The 15,605-nt window shown below is 69.8% G+C and carries 15 protein-coding genes and 1 pseudogene; 7 read left to right on the top strand and 9 right to left on the bottom strand.

Features of this window, described 5'->3' with window-relative positions; all coding sequences use genetic code 11:
• The 4 genes and pseudogenes from ACFV9H_RS35390 to cimA form a co-directional block, all read left to right on the top strand.
• A pseudogene (locus ACFV9H_RS35390) lies at window positions 1-420 on the top strand (urease subunit alpha); the annotation flags it as partial.
• Between the two features lie 13 nt (window positions 421-433).
• Window positions 434-1,471 carry an agmatine/peptidylarginine deiminase gene (locus ACFV9H_RS35385; RefSeq protein ID WP_385406682.1) on the top strand — a complete coding sequence of 346 codons (1,038 nt, stop codon included), beginning with the start codon at window positions 434-436 and terminating at the stop codon, window positions 1,469-1,471.
• Window positions 1,472-1,501: 30 nt separating this feature from the next.
• Window positions 1,502-2,116 (top strand): TetR/AcrR family transcriptional regulator, encoded by a 615-nt coding sequence (locus tag ACFV9H_RS35380; protein ID WP_385406679.1) that lies wholly within the window; start codon window positions 1,502-1,504, stop codon window positions 2,114-2,116.
• A 399-nt stretch (window positions 2,117-2,515) separates the two neighbouring features.
• The gene (gene cimA / locus ACFV9H_RS35375; RefSeq protein ID WP_385406676.1) at window positions 2,516-4,135 is read left to right on the top strand and encodes a citramalate synthase; all 1,620 of its coding nucleotides are present in this window, start codon (window positions 2,516-2,518) and stop codon (window positions 4,133-4,135) included.
• Between the two features lie 13 nt (window positions 4,136-4,148).
• Here the strand turns inward: cimA and ACFV9H_RS35370 are convergent, their stop codons facing one another.
• A complete protein-coding gene (locus ACFV9H_RS35370; protein WP_385406674.1) occupies window positions 4,149-4,661 on the bottom strand; it encodes a hypothetical protein in 513 nt (170 codons plus the stop codon).
• A gap of 129 nt (window positions 4,662-4,790) precedes the next feature.
• Between ACFV9H_RS35370 and ACFV9H_RS35365 the strand changes: the two genes are divergently transcribed.
• Entirely contained in the window at window positions 4,791-6,146 is a 1,356-nt protein-coding gene (locus ACFV9H_RS35365) for a hypothetical protein (protein WP_385406671.1), read from the top strand.
• Between the two features lie 17 nt (window positions 6,147-6,163).
• Here the strand turns inward: ACFV9H_RS35365 and ACFV9H_RS35360 are convergent, their stop codons facing one another.
• Window positions 6,164-6,772 (bottom strand): YceI family protein, encoded by a 609-nt coding sequence (locus ACFV9H_RS35360; protein WP_385406669.1) that lies wholly within the window; start codon window positions 6,770-6,772, stop codon window positions 6,164-6,166.
• Window positions 6,773-7,034: 262 nt separating this feature from the next.
• On the opposite strand from ACFV9H_RS35360, the gene ACFV9H_RS35355 reads away from it, so the two are divergent.
• Window positions 7,035-8,618, top strand: a complete 1,584-nt coding sequence (locus ACFV9H_RS35355; RefSeq protein ID WP_385406666.1) for an acyl-CoA carboxylase subunit beta — start codon at window positions 7,035-7,037, stop codon at window positions 8,616-8,618.
• A 17-nt stretch (window positions 8,619-8,635) separates the two neighbouring features.
• Complete coding sequence (locus tag ACFV9H_RS35350; RefSeq protein ID WP_385406664.1) at window positions 8,636-8,827, top strand: acyl-CoA carboxylase subunit epsilon; 192 nt, start codon at window positions 8,636-8,638, stop codon at window positions 8,825-8,827.
• Window positions 8,828-8,964: 137 nt separating this feature from the next.
• Here the strand turns inward: ACFV9H_RS35350 and ACFV9H_RS35345 are convergent, their stop codons facing one another.
• The 7 genes from ACFV9H_RS35345 to ACFV9H_RS35315 all read right to left on the bottom strand — a co-directional run bounded on the left by ACFV9H_RS35345 (window position 8,965) and on the right by ACFV9H_RS35315 (window position 15,596).
• Window positions 8,965-9,546: an ATP/GTP-binding protein gene (locus ACFV9H_RS35345; protein WP_037792108.1), complete on the bottom strand. Its 582-nt coding sequence runs from the start codon at window positions 9,544-9,546 to the stop codon at window positions 8,965-8,967.
• Window positions 9,527-10,087, bottom strand: a complete 561-nt coding sequence (locus ACFV9H_RS35340) for a DUF742 domain-containing protein (RefSeq protein ID WP_385406661.1) — start codon at window positions 10,085-10,087, stop codon at window positions 9,527-9,529. Before ACFV9H_RS35340 ends, ACFV9H_RS35345 begins: the two co-directional genes overlap by 20 nt.
• A gap of 93 nt (window positions 10,088-10,180) precedes the next feature.
• Window positions 10,181-10,594: a roadblock/LC7 domain-containing protein gene (locus ACFV9H_RS35335; protein WP_030037347.1), complete on the bottom strand. Its 414-nt coding sequence runs from the start codon at window positions 10,592-10,594 to the stop codon at window positions 10,181-10,183.
• A gap of 10 nt (window positions 10,595-10,604) precedes the next feature.
• Complete coding sequence (locus tag ACFV9H_RS35330; protein WP_385406659.1) at window positions 10,605-13,784, bottom strand: nitrate- and nitrite sensing domain-containing protein; 3,180 nt, start codon at window positions 13,782-13,784, stop codon at window positions 10,605-10,607.
• Between the two features lie 291 nt (window positions 13,785-14,075).
• On the bottom strand, window positions 14,076-14,657 hold the full coding sequence (locus ACFV9H_RS35325) for an ATP/GTP-binding protein (protein ID WP_385406657.1): 582 nt from the start codon (window positions 14,655-14,657) through the stop codon (window positions 14,076-14,078).
• Entirely contained in the window at window positions 14,638-15,030 is a 393-nt protein-coding gene (locus ACFV9H_RS35320) for a DUF742 domain-containing protein (RefSeq protein ID WP_365166228.1), read from the bottom strand. The genes ACFV9H_RS35325 and ACFV9H_RS35320 overlap by 20 nt, the downstream gene beginning before the upstream one ends.
• Before the next feature lie 152 nt (window positions 15,031-15,182).
• Window positions 15,183-15,596 carry a roadblock/LC7 domain-containing protein gene (locus ACFV9H_RS35315; RefSeq protein WP_008739864.1) on the bottom strand — a complete coding sequence of 138 codons (414 nt, stop codon included), beginning with the start codon at window positions 15,594-15,596 and terminating at the stop codon, window positions 15,183-15,185.
• Window positions 15,597-15,605: the final 9 nt, after the last annotated feature.

The raw sequence follows: 15,605 nt of genomic DNA, 5'->3' as shown, positions 1-15,605 counted from the left end.
GGCAAGCTCGCCGACATCGTGCTCTGGCGCCCCCAGTTCTTCGGAGCCAAGCCGCAGCTGGTCCTCAAGTCCGGCTTCCCGGCGTACGGGGTCACCGGCGACCCCAACGCCGCCACCGACACCTGCGAACCCCTCGTCCTCGGCCCGCAGTTCGGCTCGTACGGGGCCACCGCCGCCGACATCTCCGTCGCCTTCGTCTCGGCCGCCGCGGCGGCCCTCGGCAGCGACGAGATGCCGACCCGCCGACGCCGGGTCGCCGTCCGCGGCACCCGCGGCATCGGCCCCAAGGACATGCTCCTCAACTCCCGGGTGGGCGCGGTCGATGTCGACGCGCGCAGCGGCCTCGTCTCCCTCGACGGGGAACCGCTGCGCTCCGAAGCGGCCGAATCGGTCTCCCTCAACCGCCTGTACTTCTTGTAAGGACCTCCCTGCCATGAACGCAAAGCCCGTGAACGACGGATTCCGGATGCCCGCCGAGTGGATGCCCCACGAGCGCACCTGGATGGCCTGGCCCAGCCCGAACCCCACCTTCACCAACGAGCAGGAGCTCGCCGAGGCCCGCGAGGCCTGGGGAGCCGTGGCCCGCGCGGTGCGCACGTACGAGCCCGTGACCCTCGTCGTCTCGCCCGGTGACGCCGAGAGCGCCCGCGCCATCGTCGGCGACGACATCGAGCTGGTCGAGCGGGAGCTCGACGACGCCTGGATGCGCGACATCGGCCCGACCTTCGTCACCAACGACGCCGGCGAGCTGGCGGCCGTCGACTGGACCTTCAACGGTTGGGGCGCCCAGGAGTGGGCCCGATGGGAGCACGACTCGAAGGTCGCCCGGCACATCTCGGACGTGGTCGGCACCCGCACGTACAGCACCCCGCTCGTCAACGAGGGCGGCGCCATCCACGTCGACGGCGAGGGCACCGTGCTCCTCACCGACACCGTTCAGCTTGGCAAGGGCCGCAACCCCGACTGGACGCGCGAGCAGGTCGAGCAGGAGATCCACGCCCACCTCGGCACCACCAAGGCGATCTGGCTCCCGTACGGCCTGGCCGGCGACTACGGCACCTACGGTACGCAGGGTCACGTCGACATCGTCGCCGCCTTCGCCCGCCCCGGCGTCGTCATGGTGCACACCCAGCCCGACCCGGCCCACCCCGACCACGAGCGCTGCAAGACGATCGCGGCCATCCTGCGCGCGTCCACCGACGCCCGGGGCCGGCTGCTGGAGGTCGTGGAGATCCCGGCGCCGACCGTGCTGGAAGAGGACGGGGAGTGGGTGGACTACTCCTACATCAACCACTACCTGTGCAACGACGGTGTCGTTCTGTGCGCCTTCGACGACCCGCGCGACGAGGAGGCCGCCGAGATCTTCCGCGGACTGTTCCCCGAGCGGACGGTGACCCTCGTCGACGCACGTACGATTTTCGCCGGGGGTGGCGGTATCCACTGCATCACCCAGCAGCAGCCGAAGGTCTGACCCGCGGCTACACGTTCGAAGGAGTGGACCATGGCGGCGGGTGGAGTACCGGTACGGGCGGCGCGCAAGAACGCGCCCCCGCGCGAGGACGTACTCGTCGCCGCCATGGCCACGATCGCCGAGCGCGGCCTGGAAGGCCTGACCATGGCCGGTCTGGGCCGCGAGGTCGGCATGAGCAGCGGCCACCTCCTCTACTACTTCCGCAGCAAGGACGAGCTCCTGCTGCAGACCCTGGAGTGGAGCGAGGCGGCACTGGGCACGGAGCGGCGCGCCCTGCTGTCCCGGCGCGGCCCGGTCGTCGAGCGCCTGCAGGCGTACGTGGACCTCTACGTGCCCACGCAGGCCCGCGACCCGCACTGGACGCTCTGGCTGGAGGTCTGGAACCGCTCCCAGAACGCCGGCCCCGAGGAGCGAGACCGGCAGGCGGCTATCGAGGGCGCCTGGCACCGCGACCTGGTGGCCCTGCTCGCGGAGGGCATCTCGCGCGGGGAGTTCCGCCCGGTGGACGCCGACCGCTTCGCGGCCCGTACCCGGGCCCTGCTGGACGGCTTCAGCATCCAGCTGGCCGTTGGTCTGCCGACGGTCGACCGCGCCGAAATCCTGGACCACGTCCGCGAATACCTCACCGAGGCCCTCACCCCGTAGCCGCCCCGGGCCGCTGCCCCGAACCCCCGCGTATTTGCCCTCCGGGCACCCCGTCTCGCCTGCGACGGCGGCCGGCTGCGGCGCCGCGCTCCGGTACGCGCGGTGCCCGCATGGTGAGATCCCCGTCCATCCGCGGCCAGCGGTATGGCACACTGCGAGCGTGCCTGCTCAGCTCATGATTATCGCCAGCAGCGCGCCGGTCCTCAGTGGCCGCTGAACCGTGGAAGACCTTCGCGGGAAGCGGCCACCGTGCCCCAGACCCGCGCGCAAACCTCTCGCACCCGCGAGAGGTTTTTTCGTTTCCCGGCACCATCCATGCCGGGACGTGAACGCGCGCGATGATGGGGGCAGTGGATCCCGGGTTTCCGGAACCACTCATCCGACAGGAGTCAGATCAGCATGACGACGACACCAGAGGCGGCAGCAGCGGTCCTCGACGACAGCTTCCACGTCTTCGACACCACCCTGCGCGACGGCGCCCAGCGCGAGGGCATCAACCTCACCGTCGCCGACAAGCTGACGATCGCCCGGCACCTGGACGAATTCGGCGTGGGCTTCATCGAGGGCGGCTGGCCCGGCGCCAACCCCCGCGACACGGAGTTCTTCGCCCGTGCCCGCGCCGAGATCGACTTCAAGAACGCCCAGCTCGTCGCCTTCGGCGCGACCCGCCGCGCCGGCGGCTCCGCCGCCACGGACCCGCAGGTGCGGGCGCTGCTGGAGTCCGGCGCGCCGGTGATCACCCTCGTCGCCAAGTCCCACGACCGCCACGTCGAGCTCGCCCTGCGCACCACCCTCGACGAGAACCTGGAGATGGTCCGCGACACCGTCTCCCACCTGGTCGCCCAGGGCCGCCGCGTCTTCGTCGACTGCGAGCACTTCTTCGACGGCTACCGGGCCAACGCCGAGTACGCGAAGTCCGTCGTACGCGCGGCCCACGAAGCCGGCGCCGACGTCGTCATCCTCTGCGACACCAACGGCGGCATGCTCCCCGCCCAGGTGACCGCGACCGTCGCCACCGTCCTCGCCGACACCGGCGCCCGCCTCGGCATCCACGCCCAGGACGACACCGGCTGCGCCGTCGCCAACACCCTGGCCGCGGTGGACGCCGGCGCCACGCACGTCCAGTGCACGGCGAACGGCTACGGCGAGCGCGTGGGCAACGCCAACCTCTTCCCCGTCGTCGCCGCCCTGGAGATCAAGTACGGGCGCAAGGTGCTCCCCGAGGGCGCGCTGGCCGAGATGACCCGCATCTCGCACGCCATCGCCGAGGTCGTGAACCTGACCCCCTCCACGCACCAGCCCTACGTCGGCCTCTCCGCCTTCGCGCACAAGGCGGGCCTGCACGCCTCGGCCATCAAGGTCGACCCCGACCTCTACCAGCACATCGACCCCGAGCGGGTCGGCAACACCATGCGGATGCTGGTCTCCGACATGGCCGGCCGGGCCTCCATCGAGCTCAAGGGCAAGGAGCTCGGCGTCGACCTCAACGGGGACCGCGCGCTGATCTCCCGGGTCGTGGAAAGGGTCAAGGAGCGGGAGCTCCAGGGCTACACCTACGAGGCGGCCGACGCCTCCTTCGAACTGCTGCTGCGCGCGGAGGCCGAGGGCCGGGCCCGCAAGTACTTCCGCATCGAGTCCTGGCGCGCGATCGTCGAGGACCGCCCGGACGGCACCCACGCCAACGAGGCCACGGTCAAGCTGTGGGCCAAGGGCGAGCGGATCGTCGCCACGGCGGAGGGCAACGGCCCCGTCAACGCCCTGGACCGCGCGCTGCGCGTCGCCTTGGAGCGCTTCTACCCCCAGCTGGCCAAGTTCGAGCTGGTCGACTACAAGGTCCGCATCCTGGAGGGCAAGCACGGCACGGAGTCCACGACCCGCGTTCTGATCTCCACGACGGACGGCACCCGCGAGTGGAACACGGTCGGCGTGGCCGAGAACGTGATCGCGGCCTCCTGGCAGGCCCTGGAGGACGCCTTCACGTACGGCCTCCTCCACGCGGGCGTGGAGCCGGCCGAGTAATTCCGTCGGCGGGTCAGCACTTGTCCTTGACGAGCTTGCGGAACTTCTTCGGGGACATGGCCTTGCCGTTGGCCCAGACCTCGCCGGACTTCAGCCCGGCGAGGTCCTCCGCGGTGAAGTGCGCCACCCCCGAGTAGTCGCTGAACCCCGGGGCGTGGAAGCTCGCGCTGTACGTGTACCCGGGCCGCACGCTCTGGGCTCCTCCCGACTGCCGGGCCTTCCACTCGGCGGGTGGGGAGAACAGCGGGAACGTGACCTCGCCGTCGGCGAGGGGGGAGCCGTAGGCGCTCCAGCCCTCGCGTGGCGCGGGTACGGTCGGTGACCCGGGTGAGACGGTGGCGGAGGCGACCGGCACGGCGGGCACCTCGGGGGCCGCGTCCAGGTCCACGCTGCCGATCTTGTCCTTCCCGCAGGGCACCAGCGTCAACTGCGGTGTCCCGTCCGCACCGTTGTGCACCGAGATCAGCGGAAGACTGGCCGCCGAGCAACCGGTCAGCACGCCTCCGCCCGCGCAGGCCAAAGCCATCACCAGCCATCCACGCCGCACCGGCCCCACCCCTGAGCGGGAGCGTACGGGCTTGGGACCCTCCGTGGGGTCGGACGGGCTTATGTCCTGTTCACACAGGAAATGACTGGTTCCGGTAGCGTCGTGGGTATGAGGACCAGGCTGATATCCGTGCGCTTTGGATCGCTGCTGTCCGGTCTGCTGCTGGCCCTGTCGGCGACCGCCCTCCTGGTCGCGCCGCAGGCATCGGCCGCCACCGGAGTCGCCGCCGTCGGGGAGGCCCTCAAGCAGGGGCCCGTCTACGTCGACCCCCGGGTCGAGGCGCAGTTGCCGAAGGCCGAGGCGGACGCGCTCGCGAAGAAGATCAAGGACGCGGGGAAGCCGGTGTTCGTCGCCGTGCTGCCCGCGACGGCGGAGTTCCCCCAGGACAAGGTGCTCGGCGCGGTCAGGGCCGAGACCGGGATCACCGGGCTCTACGCGATCCGGCTCGGCGACGGCTTCAAGGCGGCCGCCGACCAGGCCGTCATGCCGACCAACGCCGTACGCAACCTCAGCGACGCGGTGAAGGTGGGGGCGCCCGATACGGCCACCCAGCTCAACAACTTCGTGGACCAGGCCCTGAGCCAGGCCAAGGGCGGCGCCCCCGCCTCCTGGGGCAGCGCCGGCACGGACGACGGCGGCGCTCCCATCGGCGGGCTGATCACCCTCGGCGCGGTCGCCGCGATCGGCGGCGGCGGGGCGTACGCACTGGTGCGGCGCAACCGGAAGAAGAAGGAAGAGACCCGGCGCGAGGCCATCGAGCGGCTCGGCGTGGTCGTCGACGAGGACATCACGGCCTTCGGCGAGGAGCTCGACCGGCTCGACTTCCACCCCGGCGAGCCCGGCGCGGACGACGCCATGCGCAAGGACTACGAGCAGGGCCTCGACTCGTACGAGAGGGCCAAGCAGATCATGGCCTCGGTCCAGTACCCCGAAGAGGTCAAGGGCGTGACCCAGGCCCTGGAGGACGGCCGGTACGCGCTGGCCTGCCTGGACGCGCGCCGGAAGGGCGAGCCGCTGCCCGAGCGCCGTTCGCCCTGCTTCTTCGACCCGCGCCACGGGCCGAGCACAGAGGACGCCACGTGGGCTCCGGCCGGCGGGGCCGCCCGTACCGTGCCCGTCTGCACGGCGGACGCCGTACGGCTGCGGGACGGCCAGGACCCGGCGGTGCGCACGGTCGACACCGAGTACGGGCCGCGCCCCTACTACGACGCCGGCCCGGCGTACGGTCCCTGGGCCGGCGGCTACTTCGGCGGCGGCATCCTGCCCGGCCTGCTCATGGGCACGATGCTCGGTTCGATGATGTCCAGCCCCGCCTACGCCTCGGACTTCGGCGGCGGCAACGGCTTCGAGGGCGGGGACGTCTCCGGGGCCGACTTCAACCCGTCCGACTTCGGCGGCGGGGACTTCGGCGGCGGTGGCGGCTTCGACGGGGGCGGCGGGTTCGACGGCGGGGGCGGCTGGTAGCCGCCCCACCCCATCCGTCAGGCCTGCTTGATCGCGGAGATGTCGAAGGTCAGCTTCACCTTGTCGCTGACCATCACACCGCCGGCCTCCAGCGCGGCGTTCCACGTCAGGCCCCAGTCGGAGCGCAGGATCTCGGCGGAGCCCTCGAAGCCGACGCGCTCGTTGCCGTACACGTCCTTGGCCGAACCGTTGAAGTCCAGGTCGATGGAGAGCGGGCGCGTGACGTCCTTGATCGTCAGCTCGCCGGTGATGCGGTACTTGTCGCCGCCGAGCTGGGCCGCCTCGGTGGAGCGGAAGGTCATCTTCGGGAAGAGCTCGGCGTCGAAGAAGTCGCTGCCCAGCAGGTGGGCGTCGCGGTCCGCGATGCCGGTGCTGACCGAACCGATCGAAACGTCGATGGAGGCGGTGGAGCGGGCCGGGTCGCCGCCGTCCAGGTGCAGGCTGCCCTCGAAGGCGTCGAAGCCGCCGCGGACGTTGGTCACCATGGCGTGGCGGACGGTGAAGCCGATCCGGCTGTGGGAGGGGTCGATGGCGTAGTCGCCGGTGAGGGCGGCGAGCGCCGGGTCCACCGGGAGGGTGGAGGTGGCGGTGGTGGTGTCCTGGCTGCGGCGGGTGAAGATGCCCATGACGTGCTCCTCGGTAGGGTTCCGTAGTCCGTTGAATGTTCAACGACTTCAACGAGGACGACCTTAGGCTCATTCCGTTCAAATTTCAACATCTTCGCGGGGGTGTCGGCTCGTTTTGTAGGAGTCGCACAAAGGACGAAGGTCCCCTCTGGTGGAGTCCTTGCATGCCTCCGCGCCACTGTGCGGGCCGGACAGCGGAAGACTCCCGAGACTGTGCGGAATGAACGGAGGTTTTTGATGGTGCGCTTCGTAAGGTCGGTACATGACCGTTGTGGACCAGACCCCGAGCGAGCCGACGGACGCCCGTGGGCGCGTGGCCGAGCTGCACTCCCTGCGCGAGCAGGCGCGGCGCGGCCCCAGTGACCGCGCGACCGAGACCCAGCACGCCAAGGGCAAGTTGACCGCCCGTGAGCGCATCGCGCTGCTGCTCGACGAAGGTTCCTTCAAGGAGGTCGAACAGCTGCGCCGCCACCGGGCGACCGGCTTCGGCCTGGAGGCCAAGAAGCCCTACACCGACGGTGTCATCACCGGCTGGGGCACGGTCGAGGGCCGCACGGTCTTCGTCTACGCGCACGACTTCCGCATCTTCGGCGGCGCCCTGGGCGAGGCCCACGCCACGAAGATCCACAAGATCATGGACATGGCCATCGCGGCCGGTGCCCCGCTGGTCTCCCTGAACGACGGCGCCGGCGCCCGCATCCAGGAGGGTGTCTCCGCCCTCGCCGGCTACGGTGGCATCTTCCAGCGCAACACGAAGGCCTCGGGCGTCATCCCGCAGATCTCGGTGATGCTGGGCCCGTGCGCCGGCGGCGCCGCGTACTCGCCGGCCCTGACGGACTTCGTGTTCATGGTGCGCGAGACCTCGCAGATGTTCATCACCGGACCGGACGTGGTCCGCGCGGTGACGGGCGAGGAGATCACCCAGAACGGCCTCGGCGGCGCGGACGTGCACGCCGAGACCTCGGGCGTCGCGCACTTCGCGTACGACGACGAGGAGACCTGCATCTCCGAGGTCCGCTACCTCATCTCGATGCTGCCCTCCAACAACCGCGAGAACCCGCCCGTCCACGAGTCGAGCGACCCGGCGGACCGCCGCAGCGACGTCCTGCTGGACCTCGTCCCCGCCGACGGCAACCGCCCGTACGACATGCTCAAGGTCATCGAGGAGATCGTCGACGAGGGCGACGTCCTGGAGATCCACGAGCGCTGGGCCCGCAACATCATCTGCGCCCTGGCCCGGATGGACGGACAGGTCGTCGGCATCGTCGCCAACCAGCCCGGCCACCTCGCCGGCGTCCTCGACATCGAGGCTTCCGAGAAGGCCGCGCGCTTCGTCCAGATGTGCGACGCCTTCAACATCCCGATCATCACCCTGCTGGACGTCCCCGGCTTCCTGCCGGGCGTCGACCAGGAGCACGGCGGCATCATCCGCCACGGCGCCAAGCTGCTGTACGCCTACTGCAACGCCACCGTCCCGCGGATCTCGCTGATCCTGCGCAAGGCCTACGGCGGCGCGTACATCGTCATGGACTCCCAGTCCATCGGCGCCGACCTCACCTACGCCTGGCCCACCAACGAGATCGCCGTGATGGGCGCCGAGGGTGCGGCCAACGTCATCTTCCGCAAGCAGATCGCGGACGCCGAGGACCCCGAGGCCATGCGCGTACGCATGGTCAAGGAGTACAAGGCGGAACTGATGCACCCGTACTACGCGGCCGAGCGCGGCCTCGTCGACGACGTCATCGACCCCGCCGAGACCCGCGAGACCCTCGTGGCCGCCCTCGCGATGCTCCGCAACAAGCACGCCGACCTGCCGTCCCGCAAGCACGGCAACCCGCCGCAGTAAGAGGAGACAAGCCACCGATGAGCACCGACACCCTGCTGCGCGTCGAAAAGGGCAACGCCGCCCCCGAGGAGCTGGCCGCGATCACCGCGATCCTGCTCGCCCGCGCCGCCGCCACCCCCGAGACCGTCACCACCCCCCGCTCCCAGGCCGGCTGGCGCCGCCTGGAGCGCACCCCGGGCTTCCGCGCCCCGCACAGCTGGCAGGGCTGAGCCCCGAAGCCGAGAAGGCCCCGCACCCCTCAAGGGTGCGGGGCCTTCCGCGTGCGTGACGTCGGCGGGGTCGGGAGACGTACGCGAAGGCCCCCGTGTCGTCCGACACGGGGGCCTTCGGCGAATTCGGCCGCCGACTACCGCAGGCGGGCCATGAGCGCGTGCTCGACGAGCGTGATGAGTGCGCTCTTGGCGTCCGCGCGGTGGCGGGCGTCGGTGGTGATGATGGGGGCGTCCGGGCCGATCTGCAGGGCCTCGCGGACCTCCTCCGGCGTGTACGGCTGGTGGCCGTCGAAGCCGTTGAGCGCGATGACGAACGGCAGACCGCTGTTCTCGAAGTAGTCCACCGCGGGGAAGCAGTCCGCCAGGCGGCGCGTGTCCACGAGGACGACGGCGCCGATGGCGCCGCGGACGAGGTCGTCCCACATGAACCAGAAGCGGTCCTGTCCGGGGGTACCGAAGAGGTACAGGATCAGGTCCTGGTCGAGGGTGATGCGGCCGAAGTCCATGGCGACCGTGGTGGTCGTCTTGTCACCGGTGTGGGTGAGGTCGTCGATTCCGGCGGAGGCGCTGGTCATGACGGCTTCGGTGCGCAGGGGGTTGATCTCGGAGACCGCGCCGACGAACGTGGTCTTGCCCACGCCGAAGCCGCCCGCCACCACGATCTTCGCGGAGGTGGTGGAGCGAGCCGCTCCGCCGTTAGAGCTTGCGAAGTCCACTGAGCACCCTTTCGAGCAGTGTCACATCTGGCTGGCCGCCGGCAGACTCGTCGCCGCCGGGCTGGTGAATGGCGACAAGGCCCGCCTCCGCCAGGTCGGCGACGAGGATTCGGGCGACACCAAGAGGAATGGAGAGAAGTGCCGAGATCTCCGCGACGGATTTGATCTCCTGGCACAGGCGGCAGATGCGCTGGTGCTCGGGCAACTGCCCTTGCAGCCGCGCGGGATCGGCCGTGGTACTGACCAGCGCCTCGATGGCGAGCTGGTAGCGCGGCCGGGTACGGCCGCCGGTCATCGCGTACGGGCGCACCAGCGGGTTGTGGGCCTTCGGAGCCGGCTGCCGGGCAGCGCGCGGAGGCTGCTGCTGAGGCATCTGGGGCTGCTGAGGCTGCTGGGGCTGTCCGTACGGCTGCTGCTGGTACGGGTTGTGCTCCGGCACGGGCCGGCTGGGAGCAGAAGGAAAGTTGAAGCGGTTCTGGTCGTGCCCACCCTGCGGCTGCTGCTGCGCGCCGCCATAAGGATGACCTCCGGGTGTTGTCACGTTTCCTCCTCCGACTCCAAGAACGCAGTACTCCCTGTGGAACCGCGCCACCGCACCCTACGGTGCGATGGCGCGAAACACACTGCCTGTCTGCTAGTTGAGAAGACTTCCCTGCAGCTCCGCGCGCAGATCCGGCGTGAGAACACTGCCCGCGCGGTCCACCAGAAGGGCCATCTCGTAGCCCACGAGGCCGATGTCGCACTCGGGGTGCGCCAGCACTGCGAGGGAGGATCCGTCGGAGACGGACATGAGGAAGAGGAATCCCCGGTCCATCTCGACCACGGTCTGGTTGACGGCGCCGCCCTCGAAGATGCGGGAGGCTCCGGCGGTCAGCGAGGTCAGACCGGAGGCCACGGCCGCCAGCTGATCGGCGCGGTCGCGCGGGAATCCGTCGGACATCGCCAGCAGAAGGCCGTCGGCGGAGACCACCACCGTGTGGGACACCCCTGGGGTGTTGTCCACGAAGTTGGTGATCAACCAGTTCAGGTTCTGCGCCGCCTGGCTCATCGCGCTCACACTAACGCTCCTGGTCATAGCTGTTACTTGACTGCTCGGAACCCGCGTTGCGTCCCTGCTGGACACCCCGCCGCAGGTTGCTCAACCTGCCACGGACGTCCTCCGGGGCACGGGAGACCTGGGGGCCTCCCTGCGGGGTCGTCTCCGCCGCGCCCTCGACCAGGTTGGCCTTGGGCACCCGCCGAGGAAGACCGGACGGGGTGACCCCGCCCGCCTTCGGCTCACGGAGTTTGGCCGCCTGCTGCCAGCGCTCGTCGTTGCCCGAGCGCCAGGCGCTGCTGCCTTCCGTGCTTTCCGGCTCCCGCTCCGCCGCGGCGGGCTGCTGCTGACGCGGCGGCCGCTGCTCGAAGAGGGATCCGGTGGACTCCGCTTCCTGCTGTGCCGGCTGCCACTGCTGCTGGCTGCCACGACGCGGCAGACCCGCTCCGGTCATCACGTGACCGGTGTCCGCAGCGGCGCCCGGACGGTCGAAGCCTACGCGCTCCGGGGCCTGTTCGGGTACGGCAGGGGATTCCGATTCGGTCCCGTAGTCCTGCTCGTACGCCGGCTGGTAAGAGTTCCGCTCCGGCCACTCAGCCTGCTGCGACCGGGAGTCGTAGCCGCCGTCGTAGGCCTGCTCGGCCTGCTGCCGGTCCTGGTAGCCGGCTTCCGCATAGCCGTAGTCCTGCTGCGGGTACGCCTCGTAGCCCTGCTGCGGCTGCGGAGCCTCGTAGGGGGACTCGTAGCCCTGCTCGGGCTGCTGCTCGTAGCCCTGGTACGGCTGGTACCCGTGTTCAGGCTGAGGTTCCGGATAGCCCTGCTGCTCCTGCGGGTAGCCACCCTGGGCCTGGGCCTCCAGCGCGGCACGGCGCTCCTCGCGGACGAGGGACCGCCCGACCGGGTCGAGGTCGCGGCCGTCGGAGCCCTGCTGGTCGTAGCGCGAGTCGTCGAAGCCGAGCTCGGCGGCCGTGCGCAGCGGGGCGGCCTGCTGGGCCTGCTGCTGCGGGATCATCGAGGAGACCGTGAAGTCGTCCTCGGGTATGCCCTCGCCACCGCCACCGTGGGTGATGGCGTCCGGGAGCATGATCAGCGAGGTGGTACCGGCAGCCTCGCCCGAGGGGCGCAGCTGGACGCGGATGCTGTGGCGGTCCGCCAGCCGGCCGACCACGAACAGACCCATGCGCTGCGAGATCGCGGCGTCCACGGTCGGCGGGTTGGCGAGCTTGTGGTTGATGTCCGCGAAGTCCTCGGCGGTGAGGCCGATGCCCTTGTCGTGGATCTCGACCATCACGCGGCCGTCCGGCAGACGGGTCGCGGTGACGCGGACCTTGGTCTGCGGGGAGGAGAACGTGGTGGCGTTCTCCAGCAGCTCGGCGAGCAGGTGCACGAGGTCGGTCACGGCCTGGCCGTGGATCTCCGCGTCGGAGACGCCGGAGAGCTCGATGCGCTCGTACTGCTCCACCTCGGAGGAGGCGGCGCGCAGGACGTCGACGAGGGGGACCGGCTGGTCCCAGCGGCGGCCCGGCTCCTCACCCGCGAGGATGAGGAGGTTCTCGCCGTTGCGGCGCATACGGGTGGCCAGGTGGTCCAGGCGGAACAGGTTCTCCAGCTGGTCCGGGTCGGCCTCGTTGTTCTCCAGGTCGGTGATGAGGGTCAGCTGGCCCTCGATCAGCGACTGGTTGCGCATGGAGAGGTTCGTGAAGATCGCGTTGACGTTCCCTCGCAGGAGCGCCTGCTCGGCGGCGAGCCGGACCGCTTCCCGGTGGACCTGGTCGAAGGCGCGGGCGACCTCGCCGATCTCGTCCTGGGAGTCGATCGGGATCGGGTGGACGCGGGTGTCCACCTTGCCCGGGTCGGTGCGCGAGAGCTGGTCGACGAGCATCGGCAGGCGCTGCTCGGCGATGTCGAAGGCGGAGGTGCGCAGGCGGCGCATCGCGCGGCCCATCTGGCGGGCCATCAGGCCGGCCAGGATGAAGGCGACGGACAGGGCCACGACCACGATGGCGCCGTTGGTGATGGCGTCGGTGCGGGCGTCGTCGGAGACCGCGACGGCGTCCTTGACGGCCTTGTCGAGGAGTTCCTTCTCGACCTCGTCGTAGCCGTCGAACTTCGCGGTGGCGGCGGCCTGCCAGGCCATGGGCGTGGTGCCGCCGTCGATCAGCTGCTTCTTGGTCTGGCCGCCGGCGATCGCGTCGGTCATGCCGACGAGCGGGGACTGGTTGGGCCCCCCGGTGGGCGGGGTCTTGAAGACGGTGCCGGACTGCTCCGCCTGCTGCTTGGCAGCGGCGAGCTTGGCGGCGCCCTCCTCGGACTTCTTGCCCATGACCTGCTTGAGGCGGTTGACGTCCTCCTCGGTGCCCGCCGCGACGTACTCGCCGATGGCGATCTCTTCGAGGTAGGCGTACGAGGAGAAGGCGACGAGCTGGCTCTTGCGGACGTTCTCGTCCGCGCTCGGGCGGACCAGCAGGTGGGTGCCGACGGAGCGCTGCAGCGAGTTCGCCGCCTTGGCCAGCTGGATCGCGTAGACCATGCGGCCGTACGAGGTCACGTTGCCGGTGCCGAGGCCGAGCTCGTTCGCGAACTGCATGAGGTAGTGCTGGACCAGCACATAGCCCTCTTCGGTCGGGATCGGGCCCGGCTCCTTGGGGAGGTTCTTCTTCGCGGTCTCGGCCGTGGCGACGTACGCGGTGCTGCGGACGATCTGGAGCTTGGGCTCCTCCGCGCGGAAGAGCTCCAGGCGCCGTTCCAGGCCCTGGTTCTTCGGCATGTCCTTGACGGCCTGGTCGAACTTGACCTTGGCCGCGTCGGTCACGTCTCGCGTCTTGGTGACGACGTTGCTCGTGGTGTTGCCGGTCAGCAGCGGCTCGGCGGTGAGGTCACGCTCGTTGAGCAGCGCCTGGCTGTATTCCGAGGCGGCCTGGACGACCCTGGCTATCTTCTCGGCGTCCTTGGCCTCGTTCCAGGTGTCGACGGAGCCCTTCACCTGGAAACCGCCCATGACCAGCCCGACGAGGGCGGGCACGAGCAGGATGGCGTTCAGACGGGTCGGCACGCGCCAGTTGCGGGGGGAGAACCTGGAGGTGCTCCCGCTGCTCACGGGCGGGGCCACGGGCACGTCGACCGACGACGCGGCCGCTCGCGGTGGCGGGGTGAAGTTGCCGCGCGCGGGTTCATCCGCGGGGCTTGCGTTGCTTCGCCTCACTCGACCAACAACCTCTCGGCGGTACTACTAGCTAGTTCGTTGAATTCCAGCACGGTTAACGGCCGTGTTCCAAACAGTTGAAATCGGCCGTTCCCTGAGCCTTATGCCCCGCATAAATCGGACATAAAGAGCTTCCTGCGGCAAAAATAGGGGGAGTTGTGCGCGTAGCGGCACCAACCGAACGCGCCCTGTCGCCAACTGGCGCCAATTCTCTGTCGAAACGTTATGAACCGAAGGGGCGGGCCGTGTCGTAGGACACAGCCCGCCCCTTCGGCGGCAGCTGAAACCGTGTTACTTGAGTCGCGCCATGAGCGCGTGCTCGACGAGCGTGATGAGTGCGCTCTTGGCGTCCGCGCGGTGGCGGGCGTCGGTGGTGATGATGGGGGCGTCCGGGCCGATCTGCAGGGCCTCGCGGACCTCCTCCGGCGTGTACGGCTGGTGCCCCTCGAAACCGTTGAGCGCCACGACGAACGGCAGACCGCTGTTCTCGAAGTAGTCCACGGCCGGGAAGCAGTCGGCGAGCCGACGGGTGTCGACCAGCACGATCGCGCCGATGGCGCCGCGGACGAGGTCGTCCCACATGAACCAGAAGCGGTCCTGTCCGGGGGTACCGAAGAGGTACAGGATCAGGTCCTGGTCGAGGGTGATGCGGCCGAAGTCCATGGCGACCGTGGTGGTCGTCTTGTCACCGGTGTGGGTGAGGTCGTCGATTCCGGCGGAGGCGCTGGTCATGACGGCTTCGGTGCGCAGGGGGTTGATCTCGGAGACCGCGCCGACGAACGTGGTCTTGCCCACGCCGAAGCCGCCCGCCACCACGATCTTCGCGGAGGTGGTGGAGCGAGTCGCCCCTCCGTTAGAGCTTGCGAAGTCCACTGAGCACCCTTTCGAGCAGTGTCACGTCCGGCGTGCCGCCGGCCTCTCCATTGCCCGGCTGGTGGATGGCCACCATTCCGGCCTCCGCCAGGTCGGCGACGAGGATCCGGGCGACACCGAGCGGCATCGACAGCAGTGCGGAGACTTCAGCGACCGACTTGACCTCGCGGCACAGGGTGCAGATGCGCTGGTGCTCCGGGAGCAGGCCGGACAGGTGCATCGGATCGGCCGTGGTGCTGACCAGGGCCTCGATGGCGAGCTGGTAGCGCGGCCGGGTCCGGCCGCCGGTCATCGCGTACGGACGCACCAGCGGCTGTTCGCCTTCCGAGTACGAATCTCCGTACGCATCGGGGTAGGCGGGGGGCGGGGTCATTGATCCTCCGGGCTGGACAGCAGTGGTCAGCGTGCCGTCTGACGGGGCGGCCGGTGGGGGGAACGGTATGACGGCCTGGCGGGGGTACTGGGATCCGGGGCGGGGGACCCGGTCTCCCGGCCGGAAGTACCGGCCGGCCGGGAGATGGACAGTCAGATGAGCAGGCTTCCCTGAAGCTCCGCGCGCAGGTCCGGGGTGAGGACACTGCCGGCGCGGTCCACGAGGAGGGCCATCTCGTAGCCCACGAGGCCGATGTCGCACTCGGGGTGCGCGAGTACGGCCAGCGAGGATCCGTCGGAGACGGACATGAGGAAGAGGAATCCCCGGTCCATCTCGACCACGGTCTGGTTGACGGCGCCGCCCTCGAAGATACGGGAGGCTCCGGCGGTCAGCGAGGTCAGACCGGAGGCCACGGCCGCCAGCTGATCGGCGCGGTCGCGGGGGAAACCTTCGGACATCGCCAGAAGAAGTCCGTCGGCGGAGACCACCACCGTGTGGGACACCCCGGGGGTGTTGTCCACGAAGTTGGTGATCAACCAGTTCAGGTTCTGTGCCGCCTGGCTCATCGAACTCAA

The organism is Streptomyces sp. NPDC059874, assembly GCF_042731135.1.
GTDB lineage: Bacteria > Actinomycetota > Actinomycetes > Streptomycetales > Streptomycetaceae > Streptomyces.
This window is presented reverse-complemented; position numbering and strand designations above follow the sequence as displayed.